Annotated in this window: 10 protein-coding genes; 4 read left to right on the top strand and 6 right to left on the bottom strand. The window is 66.7% G+C overall.

Going from position 1 to position 12,276, the window contains the following annotated elements; genetic code table 11:
- The first annotated feature begins 114 nt into the window (after positions 1-114).
- Together ASG72_RS06915 and ASG72_RS06910 are read left to right on the top strand one after the other, a co-directional pair.
- Positions 115-1,509: a murein L,D-transpeptidase family protein gene (locus ASG72_RS06915; protein WP_082540199.1), complete on the top strand. Its 1,395-nt coding sequence runs from the start codon at positions 115-117 to the stop codon at positions 1,507-1,509.
- A gap of 218 nt (positions 1,510-1,727) precedes the next feature.
- Entirely contained in the window at positions 1,728-2,639 is a 912-nt protein-coding gene (locus ASG72_RS06910; protein WP_082540154.1) for a TorF family putative porin, read from the top strand.
- Positions 2,640-2,729: 90 nt separating this feature from the next.
- Here the strand turns inward: ASG72_RS06910 and hemH are convergent, their stop codons facing one another.
- Complete coding sequence (gene hemH, locus ASG72_RS06905) at positions 2,730-3,794, bottom strand: ferrochelatase (RefSeq protein ID WP_056710458.1); 1,065 nt, start codon at positions 3,792-3,794, stop codon at positions 2,730-2,732.
- A 187-nt stretch (positions 3,795-3,981) separates the two neighbouring features.
- On the opposite strand from hemH, the gene ASG72_RS06900 reads away from it, so the two are divergent.
- Together ASG72_RS06900 and ung are read left to right on the top strand one after the other, a co-directional pair.
- The gene (locus ASG72_RS06900) at positions 3,982-5,502 is read left to right on the top strand and encodes a bifunctional UDP-sugar hydrolase/5'-nucleotidase (RefSeq protein ID WP_056710456.1); all 1,521 of its coding nucleotides are present in this window, start codon (positions 3,982-3,984) and stop codon (positions 5,500-5,502) included.
- Positions 5,499-6,197: a uracil-DNA glycosylase gene (gene ung / locus ASG72_RS06895; protein ID WP_056710453.1), complete on the top strand. Its 699-nt coding sequence runs from the start codon at positions 5,499-5,501 to the stop codon at positions 6,195-6,197. The genes ASG72_RS06900 and ung overlap by 4 nt, the downstream gene beginning before the upstream one ends.
- 45 nt (positions 6,198-6,242) lie before the next feature.
- Here the strand turns inward: ung and ASG72_RS06890 are convergent, their stop codons facing one another.
- The 5 genes from ASG72_RS06890 to ASG72_RS06870 all read right to left on the bottom strand — a co-directional run bounded on the left by ASG72_RS06890 (position 6,243) and on the right by ASG72_RS06870 (position 12,018).
- The gene (locus ASG72_RS06890; protein ID WP_056710451.1) at positions 6,243-7,475 is read right to left on the bottom strand and encodes an AMP-binding protein; all 1,233 of its coding nucleotides are present in this window, start codon (positions 7,473-7,475) and stop codon (positions 6,243-6,245) included.
- Positions 7,476-7,526: 51 nt separating this feature from the next.
- Positions 7,527-8,378, bottom strand: a complete 852-nt coding sequence (locus ASG72_RS06885; RefSeq protein ID WP_056710449.1) for an ABC transporter ATP-binding protein — start codon at positions 8,376-8,378, stop codon at positions 7,527-7,529.
- A gap of 96 nt (positions 8,379-8,474) precedes the next feature.
- Positions 8,475-9,806, bottom strand: coding sequence for an ABC transporter substrate-binding protein (locus ASG72_RS06880; protein ID WP_056710448.1), 1,332 nt, complete (start codon positions 9,804-9,806; stop codon positions 8,475-8,477).
- Positions 9,807-9,910: 104 nt separating this feature from the next.
- On the bottom strand, positions 9,911-10,990 hold the full coding sequence (locus tag ASG72_RS06875) for a branched-chain amino acid ABC transporter permease (protein WP_056710446.1): 1,080 nt from the start codon (positions 10,988-10,990) through the stop codon (positions 9,911-9,913).
- 113 nt (positions 10,991-11,103) lie between these two features.
- Positions 11,104-12,018: a branched-chain amino acid ABC transporter permease gene (locus ASG72_RS06870; protein ID WP_056711008.1), complete on the bottom strand. Its 915-nt coding sequence runs from the start codon at positions 12,016-12,018 to the stop codon at positions 11,104-11,106.
- Positions 12,019-12,276 lie beyond the last annotated feature (258 nt).

Raw genomic sequence — 12,276 nt, 5'->3', positions numbered from 1 at the left:
GCTGTGGTAAGGAAGCTTCAAGGCTAACGCTTCACAACCACATGGCGGCTTAATTCAGCCGCGATGTGCTGGCAGGGGTCGCGTTCCGGCCAGCCAATCGATGGGATCGACGACGTGGCACTCAAGCAACTCGCGCTCGTGGCTTTTGTTTCCCTGGCACTCACCGCCTGCAGCGAGGACGAACGCTATCGCGGCTCGGCCCGCCACAACATCCCGATCCCGAACGCGACCTATGCGCTCATGTCCGAGAAGGGCATGTCGAAGGATCAGCCGATCCTGATCCGCTCCTACAAGAAGGAGTCGGAGCTCGAGATCTGGAAGCGCCGGGCCGATGGGCAATATGCGCTGCTCAAGACCTTCCCGATGTGCCGCTGGTCAGGCCAGCTCGGCCCGAAGGTGCGCGAGGGCGACCGCATGGCGCCGGAGGGGTTCTACGCGATCACCCCCGCCCAGATGAACCCGAATTCCTCCTTCTACGTCTCCTTCAACATGGGCTATCCCAACGCCTATGACCGCTCCTATGGCCGGACCGGCGCGCATCTGATGGTGCATGGCGCCTGCTCCTCGGCCGGCTGCTATTCCATGACGGACGACCAGATGGGCGAGATCTACGCCCTCGTCCGCGAGGCGCATAGCGGCGGCCAGCGTTCCGTGCAGATGCAGGCGCTGCCCTTCCGGATGACGCCGGAGAACCTCGCCAAGCACCGGCTCGACCCGAACATCGCCTTCTGGAAGAACCTGAAGGAAGGCACCGATTATTTCGAGGTGACGCGGTCCGAGCCGCGGGTCGCGGTGGCGAGCGGCCGCTACGTCTTCAATGACGGCGTCGACGGCCGGGTGGCGCAGGCGCTGCAGCAGAAGCGCCAGCAGGACGAGGCGCAGATCGCGGCGCTGGTCGCCCGCGGCACGCCCGCCATCAAGCTGATCTACGACGATGGCGACCAGCATCCTTCCTTCAAGCGCGCGCTCGTCGCCAACGGGTCGGATTCGCTGAACAAGACCGCCTCCTGGGCCTCTCGCGACGTCGGCATCAGCCGGCCGGACGCGCTGACGGTCGGCCCGCGCGTGGTGGTGCTGGACGGCGCCGGCAAGACCAGGACGACGGTGCGTGCGGCCTCTGCCGATCATGACGCGGTGCTCGCCGCCGTTGCGACCGCACCCGAGCCGGCCGAGGCCGCTCCGGCCGCGGTGGTGGCCAAGCCCGCCGCCAATCGCCCGGCGACGGCGGCCTCCCAGGTCGCCAAGGCCGGTCCCGGCCAGGCGCGCCCGGCACAGGTGGCGGCCGCGCCCGTGGCGGCTGCGGCCGAGCCCGCGCCGACCCCGGTGCTGCAGCGGGCGCTGAGCTATGTGCCGCTGATCGGCAGCTCCTTCATGCCGGCCCCGGCTCCGGCGCCTGTCGTGGCGGCGCCCGTGGCCCCGGCCGACACCAAGGCCAGCACCAAGAAGCGCGCCGGCGACCGGGTCAGCCAGGCCGGGGCGCCCGCCGCCGCCTATGCCAGCAAGCCCTGAAGGCTGGCTCCCGAGCAGTGTTGCGCGGCTGCAACGTCGATTGACGGATTTGCGACGCGCCTATTTTGACGGCGCTATTGTGCCGTCTGAGGTCGATCTGCCCGTTTGCTGAGCGGGCCTGCCCTAAAGCTGATCTTGCGAAATTCAGGCGTGAATTGCCCTATTTGCCGACTACCAGCGCTCATCGGCTGCTGGTCCATGGCAATGGGAGCCGCCACATGGACATCACGTCCGCCTTCATCCGTTCGGGCCTGATCCTCGGCCTGTCAGCCCTTTCCGTTTCGGCCCAGGCCTCCGACCTGCCGGCCCGGAGCGGGGCGCCGCTGCCACCCGCGCCTCCGGCGATCACCTGGATCGACGCGGCGATCAGCATCAAGGGCGTGACGGATTATAATTTCCGCGGCATCTCGCAATCGGACCGCAAGCCGGGCGCGCAGGGCTCGGTCGAGCTGCAGTTCTACAACAACCTGTTCTATCTCGGCGTGTTCGGGGCCAGCGTCGACCTGACCACGAGCCCGGCCGCGGAGATCGATTTCTTCGCCGGTATCCGCCCGAAATTCGGGCCGCTGACCTTCGATTTCGGCGTCATCCAATATTACTATCCCAGCGAGAAGCAGTATATCGACGCGGCCGGCGTGTTCTGGACGCCGAAGAACACCGATTTCACCGAAGCGGTGGGCAAGGTCTCCTGGGCCGTCAACGACGCCTTCACCCTCGGCGGAAACGTCTTCTACGCCTGGGATTGGCTCGGCACCGGCGCGACCGGCACCTATGCCTCGGTGACGGCCAAATATAATCTGCCCTTCCTCGAAGGGCTCGCCGTCTCCGGCGAATACGGCCATTACTGGCTCGGCACCACCAATCTCGCGATCTGGTCGACGGTGCCGCCGACCAATCTGCCGGATTACAGCTATTGGAATGCCGGCCTGTCCTATACTTGGAAGAACCTGACCGCCGATATCCGCTATCACGATACCAGCCTGTCGAAGCGCGACTGCTTCGCGCTGACGGCGGATCCCGGCGGCATCCTCTCCGGTTCCGGCCGTTCGAAATGGTGCGGTCCGGCGGTCGTCGGCTCCCTGTCCTTCGACATCACCGCGAGCAGCCTCGGCGTTTTCGCGCCGCGCTGACCCGGCCGCGATCTTGGCGAAAGGCCGCCCCGCCGGGGCGGCCTTTTTCGTTCGGCAGGTCTAGTATTTGAAAGGCGGCGGCTCGTCGCGTCAGATCCAGCCCATCAGCTCGCGCTGGACGACTTCGGTGATCACGCGCATCCCCTCCTCGGAATCGTTGAGGCAGGGCAGATAGGCGAATTTCTGGCCGCCATTCTCGAGGAAGATCTCGCGGTTCTCGACATCGAGCTCTTCCAGCGTCTCCAGGCAATCGGCGGAGAATCCCGGCGCGACGATGGCGAGCGAGGTCTTGCCGGCCTTGGCCAAGGCCTCGACCGTCTGATCCGTATAGGGCTGCAGCCATTCCGCCGGGCCGAAGCGCGACTGGAAGGTCAGCATGAAGCGCTCCTTCGGCAGGCCCAGCTCTTCGCGCAGCAGCCGCCAGGTCTTGGCGCATTGGCAATGATAGGGGTCGCCCTTCAGCAGATACTCCTTCGGCATGCCGTGGAAGGAGCAGAGGATCACCTCCGGATCGAAATCCAGCGTCGCCAGCTGTCGGCGCATCGAATCCGCCAGAGCGCGGATATAGACCGGATCGTCGTGATAGGGCGGCGCGACGCGGACCGCCGGCTGCCAGCGCATCTCCATCAGGGCGCGGAAGGCGTGGTCGCAGGCCGTGGCCGAGGTCGGCGCGGCATATTGCGGATAGAGCGGGACGAGCAGGATGCGGTCGCAGCCCTCGTCCAGCAGCGCCTGGATGCGGCTCTTCACATCGGGAAAGCCGTAGCGCATCGCCCAGTCGAAGACCACGCGCTCGCCGGTGAGCGGCTTCAGCCGCTCGGCCAGCTGCTCGGTCTGCGAGCGGGTGATCGTCTTCAGCGGGCCTTCATTGCGCTCATTGTTCCAGATCGAGGCGTAGTCCTTGCCCTTCTTGCCCGGCCGCGTGGTCAGGATGATCAGGTTGAGCAGCGGCCACCAGATCCAGCGCGAGGTCTCGATGACCCGGCGGTCGGAGAGGAACTCCTTGAGATAGGCCCGCATCGGCCAGTAATCCGTGCCTTCCGGCGTGCCCAGATTCATCAGCAGCACGCCGATCCGCCCCGCCTTCACCGGCGGATGGTCGGAGGGCAATCGGACCGCACGCATATCGGCCGCCGGCTTGGTCTGAACTGTCATGTCGCGGACTTTCCTTTGCCCTCGATTTAGAGAAGTTCCGGCGTTCGTCCAGTGATTAGCGCAACTTCGCGAGGGGGTGCGACATTTCCGTAGGGGCCCCGGCGCCCGCCGGCAGCCGGTCGCTCTGGCCAGTCCGCCGGCGCATTTGCTAGGTTGCCGCGACGAGAGACAGCCGAGGCGCGCCACCATGACCGAACTCACCCGCCGCAAGGCCCTCGGCGTGATCGCCGCCCCCGCAGCGCTGGCCGCGTCGGCCCCGGTCGCGCGGGCGCAGATCCCGCAGCCGGCCTTTACCCTGCTGCTGGTCAACGACATCTACAAGATGAGCGACGACAAGGGCCGGGGCGGCTTCGCCCGCGCCGCCGGGATCGCCAAGGCCGAGCGGGCGCGCGGCGTGCCGGTGCTGTTCTGCCATGCCGGCGATTGCTATTCGCCCTCGCTGATGTCCGGCTTCGACCAGGGCGCGCATATCGTCGCGATGCAGAACAAGATGGGGCTCGACGTGTTCGTGCCCGGCAATCACGAATTCGATTTCGGCAAGGAGAATTATCTGAAGCTGGTCGCGGCGCAGAGCTACCCGACCTTCGCCGCCAATCTGCGCGACGCGGCGGGGCAGAAGCTGCCGGGCCATCGCGACTCGCAGATCTTCGAGCTCGGCGGCGTCAAGGTCGGGGTGATCGGGACGGCGTTCGACCCGACGCCTCAGGTCTCGAGCCCCGGCGATCTGCGCTTCTCCTCGACCATGGACGCGCTGCGGCGGGAGAGCGCGGCGCTGAAGGCGCAAGGCGCCGATATCCTGGTGGCGGTGGTGCATGCCGACCGCGGCACCGACAACCAGATCGTGCGGTCGCGCCTGGTCGACATCGTGCTGACCGGGCATGATCATGATCTCGCCATCGCCTATGACGGCAAGGTGGTGATGGTCGAGTCCAACGAAGAGGGCAATTACGTCACGGCCATCGATATCGCCGTCTCGATCAAGGGCGAGGGCGCGGCCCGGCAGGTGAGCTGGACGCCGACCTTCCGCGTCAATGATTCCCGCGCCGCGACGCCCGATCCCGAGGTGGCGGCGCTGGTGCAGGGCTATGAGGCCGAGCTGTCGAAGGAGCTCGATGTCGAGATCGCGACGCTGGCGGCGCCGCTCGATTCCCGCACGGCCCTGATCCGCACCCAGGAAACCGCGATCGGCAATTTGATCGCCGATGCGCTGAGGGCCTCCACCGGGGCGCAGGTCGCGATCACCAATGCCGGCGGCATCCGTGCCAACAAGCAATATCCGGCCGGGCACCGGCTGACACGCCGCGACGTGCTGAGCGAATTGCCCTTCGGCAATGCCAGCATCATGGTCGAGATCTCGGGGCGGGACATCAGGGATGCGCTGGAGAACGGACTGGCGCAGGCGCCGCAGGGCTCCGGGCGGTTCCCGCAGGTCTCGGGGCTGAGCTTCGAGGCGGATCTGAAGGAGCCTTCGGGGTCGCGCGTGAAATCGGTCACCGTCGACGGCAAGCCGATCGACCTCGCCGCGCGCTACACCGTCGCCTCGAATAATTTCATGCTCGCGGGCGGCGACGGCTATGTCTCGCTGGCGCGCGGCCGCACGCTGGTCGGGCTGACCGACGGCAAGCTGATGGCGAACGAGGTGATGATCTACCTGCGCAAACTCGGCACCGTCGATGCCAGGGTCGAGGGCCGGATCGTCCTGAAGTGACGGGCTATCAGGCGGCGCTCGCCGCATTTCTGGCGGCGCCGGAGGCGGCGGGCTGGCGGGAGCTCGGGGTCTTCCGCAATGGCCTCGTCGCCCGCGCCTGCCAGGCGGCCGATGCTGAAACCGCCGCCGGTCATGTCGTGGCGCCGCGGCCTGAGCGGGTCTTCGCCGCGCTGGCGGCGACGCGGTTCGAGGCGGTCAGGGTGGTCATCCTCGGGCAGGACCCCTATCCGACGCCCGGCCATGCCAATGGCCTCGCCTTCTCCTATGCCGGGCCGCCGCCGCTGCCGCGCTCGCTCGCCAATATCAGGCGCGAGCTGGGCGATGATCTCGGCCGGCCAGTCGCGCCGGACGGGGATCTCACCGGCTGGGCGCGCCAGGGCGTGCTGCTGCTCAACACCGCGCTGACGGTGCGCGAAGGCGCCGCCAAGGCGGGTTCGCATCTCGCATTGGGCTGGGGCGTGGTGACGGATGCGCTGCTGGCGGCGGTCTCCACGGGGCGGCCGCATGTCGTCTTCATGCTGTGGGGCAATCCGGCGCAGCTCAAGCGCCCCCTGATCGACGAGAGCCGCCATCTCGTCCTGGCAAGCGCCCATCCCTCGCCGCTCTCGGCCAGGCGCGGCTTCTTCGGCTCGCGGCCGTTTTCGCAGGCGAATGCATGGCTGCAGGCTAAAGGCGAGGCGGCGATCGACTGGTGATCGGCCGGCTAACGCCCCTGCACCCGCCCTCCGCCGAGGCGAAACTCAGCCGACGGGGCGCTCATCCGCAATGACCTTGCCGTCATTGGGCAGCGCGCCCAGAGGCAGGACTTCGACGGCGCCCTTCAGCTTGGTGACCTGCTGCAGGGTCGAGGCGACGGCGTCGATCAGCCCGGCCGGTTCGGCATAGATCTCCGCCTTGAGCGTCATGGTGTCGACCTCGTCGGCGCGGCCGACGACGAGGCGCAGCTTGTGGATCTCGGCATGGCGCCTGGCGATCTCGGCGACCTGTTCGGGACGCACGAACATGCCCTTGATCTTGGCCGTCTGGTCGGCGCGGCCGAGCCAGCCCTTGATCCGGGTGTTGGTCCGCCCGCAGCCGCTGGGCTGGTGCATCGCCGCGGTGAGATCGCCGACGGCGAGCCGGATCTGCGGGTGGTGCGGGTCGAGATTGGTGACCACGATCTCGCCGACCTCGCCCTCGGCCACGGGATCGCCGGTGCCGGGGCGGACGATCTCGACGATCAGGTTCTCGTTCAGCACCATGCCGGAGCGGGCGCTGGTCTCATAGGCGATGACGCCGACATCGGCGGTGGCGTAGAGCTGGTAGGCGTCGATGCCGCGCTCGCGGACCCAGGCCTGGAGCGAAGGCGGGAAGGCCGCCCCCGAGACCACGGCGCGCCTGATGCAGCCGATGTCGATGCCGCGGCTCTCGGCCGCCTCGACCAGGATCTTCAGGAAATCCGGGGTGCCGGCGTAGCAGCTCGGGCGATAGGCGGCGATCACCTCCATCTGCTGCTCGGTATTGCCCGGACCGGCCGGGATGACGGCGCAGCCCAGTGCCCGCGCCGCGGAATCCATGATGAAGCCGCCCGGGGTCAGATGATAGCCGAAGGTGTTGAGCACGATGTCGCCGGCCCGAAAGCCCGCGGCATGGAGACCGCGGGCGGCGCCCCACGGGTCGGGCTGCGCGGCTTCCGGCTCGAAGATCGGGCCGGGCGAGGTGAACAGGCGGCCGAAGGAGCCGACTGCCGCCGTGACGAAGCCGCCGAAGGGTGGCGCGGCGCGCTGCAGCGCCGGCAGATCGGCCTTGCGCAGGATCGGCAGGGTGGAGAGGGCGTTGCGGTCGGTGATCCCATCGGGATCGATCCCCGCGAGGCGCTCGGCATAGGCCGGCGCCGCCATGGCGGCGCGCAGCACCGCCGGCAGCCGCCCGAAGAGATCCGCCTCGCGCGCAGCGGGGCTGCGGGTTTCGAGCGCGTCGTGATGCTCTGTCATCGGATCAATCCCGGTCCTGCCGCAGTCGAAGCGCCGATGGCGATCCCGCGCTCACGACAGCCACCGCTTGCGGCGCTTGTAGCTCTTCACCTCGCGGAAGGATTTCTTGTTGCCCTCGGCGACGCCGAGGTAGAATTCCTTCACGTCCTCGTTCTCGCGCAGCATGCTCGCCTCGCCATCCATGACGATGCGCCCGGTCTCCATGATGTAGCCATAGGTGGCGTAGCGCAGGGCCATGTTGGTGTTCTGCTCGGCCACCAGGAAGGACACGCCGTCCTCGGCATTGAGCCGGCGCACGATCTCGAAGATCTCCTCGACGATCTGCGGCGCCAGCCCCATGGAGGGCTCGTCGAGCAGGATCATCTTGGGCTTCGACATCATGGCGCGGCCGACCGCGCACATCTGCTGCTCGCCGCCGGAGGTGTAGCCGGCCTGCGAATTGCGCCGCTGCTTCAGCCGCGGAAACAGCTCGTAGATCTTCTCGAGGTCGCGCCGGATCGCGGCATTGCCGTCGCGCCGGGTGAAGGCCCCGGTCAGCAGATTCTCCTCGATCGAGAGATGGCCGAAACAATGGCGGCCCTCCATCACCTGGATGCAGCCGCGGCGGACGAGCTCGTTGGGGGACATGCGGTCGACTCGCTCGCCGTCGAAGACGATCGAGCCCTTGGTCACCTCGCCACGCTCCGCCTTGAGCAGGTTCGAGATCGCCTTCAGCGTCGTCGTCTTGCCGGCGCCATTGGCGCCGAGGATCGCGACGATGCCCTTGCGCGGCACATGCAGCGACACGCCTTTCAGCACCAGGATGACGTGATCGTAGATCACCTCGATATTGTTCAGCGACAGGATCGTGTCGCTGGCGGCGGATTGGGCAGGCGTTTCGAGTGTCGCTGACGCGGTCGACATGGCGGTGCTCCGGCCTTGGGCGATCGGCGGCCGGCAGCCGGGTCACGACAGCCGGATGATCCGGCTGCCGCTCGCCCGCTGCCGACCGCCCCTAGATCAGGACGACTTCTCGCAGGCTTCGCTGCGCTTGGGCCAGCCGGTGTTCTTCTCGGCATAGTCCTTGGCAGCGGCCTCGATCAGCGGGCGAACCTCGTCCTTCAGAGGCTCGATCCAGTCGGACTTCTTGGTCCATTTGGTGCCGTCCCACTCGGCGACATACATCTTGCTGTGGCCGGAATGGTCGGTGCAGGAGATCTTGGTCGGGGTGGCGAAGCCTTCCATCCCGATCTCCTTCAGCCTGGCCTCGTCGACATTGAGGCTCTCCAGGCCCCGGCGCATATCCTCGCCGGTGATCACCTTCTTGCCGGTGAGCTTCTGGGCGGTGCGGATCGCCTCGACCACCAGCATCGAATTGTAGACGCCGCGGTTATAGAGGTTCTCGCCGACCTTATCCTTGGGCGAGAGGCTGTTTCCCTTGTCCACGACATGTTTGATGATGTCCTGGATGACCGGGAAATTGGTGCCGGCCGCGTTGAAGTTCAGGGATTTGTAGCCCTTGGCCTCCGGCCCGCCGGCGCGGGCGTCGTCATCGCCGCCGGCCCACCAGACGCCGACCAGCTTGCTGATCGGGAAGTTGTTCTTGATCGCCTCCTTCACCGCGGTCGGGTTCATCGCGCCCCAGCCCTGGTTGTAGAGGAAATCGGGCCGATCACGGCGGATCGACAGCCAGAGCGAGCCCTGGTTCTGCATGTCGGCCGCGGCCACGGGATAGAGCTTGACCTCGAAACCGTATTTCTTGGCGAGGTTCTCGAGGACCGGGATCGGCTCCTTGCCGAAGGGCGCGTCGAGATGAATCAGCCCGAGCTTCTTGCCCTTGAGCTTGTCCATGCCGCCGAGCTCGTTGGCCATGTGGCGGACCATGCCGGAAGCACCGTCCCAATAGGTCAGCGGCGGAATGAAGACCCAGGGGAAATTGGTGCCGTCAGCCGAGGCCGAGAGGCCATAGGCCATCGAGAGGATCGGGATCTTGTCGATATGGGCGCGCGGGATGGCGGCGAGCGTCGCACCCGTCGACCAGGGCGAATAGAGCACCGTGTTCTTCGACTTGGCCTGCTCGTAGCACTCGATCGACTTCTTGGTGTCGTAGCCGGTCTCGCACTCCTCATAGATGATCTTGACGCCGTTCACGCCGCCGTCGCGCGCGTTGATCATCGCGATATAGTCGCGCATGCCGTCGCCGATCGGGATGCCCGAGCCGGAGAAGGGGCCGGTGCGATAGGCGTTATTGGCGAAATAGATCGAATCCTGCGCCTGGGCGGGGGCAACCGCGGCGCCGGCCGTCATCAGCGCTCCGAGCGCCGCACCCATCATCATCGTCTTCGTGTTCATCTGCATCCTCCACATTGTCCGCGGCTGTCGGCGAGGGCGCCGGGCCGTCTCCTCGCGCCTGCGGCTTGCCATGTGCCGCAGGTCGTTTTCGGGTCTGTCCCTCCTCAATAGGGGAAGGGCCAGGTCCGCAGTTTCTGCTTCCCGATCTGCCAGAGCCGCGCCAGCCCATGCGGCTCGACGATCAGGAAGACGATGATCAGCGCGCCGACCAGCATGAAGGTGACATGCTCGGCGGTCGCGCCCGCCAGCGGGATGCCGATCGCCGGCAGCCCGAATTTCAGGATGGTCGGCAGGCTGGCGATGAAGGCCGCGCCGAAGAAGGAGCCGATCAGCGAGCCCAGCCCGCCGATGATGACCATGAACAGGATGTTGAAGGAGAGGCGGATGTTGAAGACATCGGCCGCTTCGCCGCCGCCATACCAGAGGAAGATCATCATCGCCCCGGCGACGCCGCAGAAGAAGGAGGAGACGGCGAAGGCCGTCAGCTTGGCGTTGAGCAGCTTGATCCCCATCAGCTCGGCGGCGATGTCCATGTCGCGCACGGCCATCCAGGATCGGCCGAGGCGGCCATGGACGATGTTGGAGGCGAACCAGGTCAGCACCACCACCAGGCAGAGGCAGACGAAATAGCGGGTTTCCGGAGTGGCGGTGGCGCCGGTGACCGGCACGCCGAAGACGGTGCGCAGCGGCACCTCGATGGCGCCCGAGGCGTTGTAGTTGAACAGCCAGGGCACGCGCACGAAGGCCCATTGCAGGAAGAACTGCGCGGCCAGGGTCGCGACGGCGAGGTAGAAGCCCTTGATGCGCAGCGAGGGCAGGCCGAAGAGTACGCCGATCGCGGCCGAGAACAGCCCCGACAGCAGGATCAGCACGATGATGTTCACGCCCGGGAACAGCGTCGTCATCTTGTAGCAGGCATAGGCGCCGACGCCCATGAAGGCCGCCGTTCCCAGCGAGATCAGCCCGGTATAGCCGGTCAGGATGTTGAGCCCGATCGCCGCCAGCGAGAACACCAGGAAGGGGATCATCACCGTGGTGGTGAAGAAGTCGTTGCCGATCAGCGGCACGCCGACGAAGGCGAGCAGCAGGATGACGGCGATGCCGATCCTGTCCTGCTTCAGCGGGAACACCGCCATATCGGCAGAATAGGTCGATTTATACTGGCCGGCCTCGCGGTAGAACATGGCTCAAGCTCCGCTGGACGGGCGAATGGAATGTGGCGAATGGCGAAGCCCTCGCGCCGGTCTCGGCATGGTCGGATCCATCTCGCCCCTCGCCCTTCGCAACGCGCCCATCGTCAGATCCTCTCGATGATCTTGTCGCCGAACAGGCCCTGCGGACGGAACAGCAGGAAGCCCAGCGCGATGAAATAGGCGAGCCAGCTCTCGATGCCGCCGCCGATCAGCGGGCCCCAGTAGAACTCGCCCATCTTCTCGCCGATGCCGATGATCAGCCCGCCGATGATCGCGCCCGGGATCGAGGTGAAGCCGCCCAGGATCAGCACGGGCAGCGCCTTCAGCGCCACGATCTCAAGCGCGAAGGAGACGTCGGAGCGCGCGCCCCACATGATGCCGGTGATCAGCGCCACGATGCCCGCGGTGAACCAGACGATCACCCAGATCTGGTTCAGCGAGATGCCGACCGAGAGCGCCGCCTTGTGGCTGTCGGCGACGGCTCGCAGCGCCCGGCCGATGCGGGTGTACTGGAAGAACAGGCCGAGCGCGGCGATCATGATCGAGGCGATGATCGCGGCCGCGATGTCGATCTTCTGCAGCGAGACGAGGCCGCCCAGGATCTTCAGGTCGATCGAGCCGCTGGGCAGATAGAGCTGCTCCGTGATCATCCGCTTGGGATTGCCGCCGAAGACGGATTCGCCGAAGCCGATCAGGAAATAGGTGATGCCGAAGGTCGCCATGAACAGGATGATGTCGGGCTGGTTGACCAGCGGGCGCAGCACCACGCGCTCGATGGTGACGGCCAGCAGGAACATCACGCCGAGCGTCAGGATGACGGCCAGGAAGGCGGGCACGCCCATTTCGTAGAGCCCGACCAGGGTCAGCGCCGAGAACACGACCATGATGCCCTGGGCGAAGTTGAACACGCCCGAGGCCTTGAAGATCAGCACGAAGCCGAGCGCGATCAGCGCGTAGAGCACGCCCGAGACGAGCCCTTCCCAGATCGTCTGCGCGAGCAGGTCCGGCGCCGAGACCATCTGCTGGAACGGGTCGATGACGATCTTGTAGAGGGTGCCGGAGCCGTCGAGCCGAGCCCCGACGATGGCGGCCAGCACGATCGCGGCGGTGATCAGTGCGGCCTTGATCCAGGGATTGGCGAAGAGGCGCGGCGCGGGGCGGGCGGCGATGTCAGTCATGTGTCAGCTCCATCGCTGCAGGCGCCGAACCCGTCCTTGCGAGCATAGCGAAGCAATCCAGGGGGAGCCGGGCGGGCGGCCTGGGTTGCTTCGTCGCTG

Origin of the sequence: Allobosea sp. Leaf344 (assembly GCF_001426225.1) — a bacterium.
GTDB lineage: Bacteria > Pseudomonadota > Alphaproteobacteria > Rhizobiales > Beijerinckiaceae > Allobosea.
The sequence above is the reverse complement of the archived record's forward strand: the minus strand, read 5'-3'. Positions and strand labels throughout refer to the sequence as shown.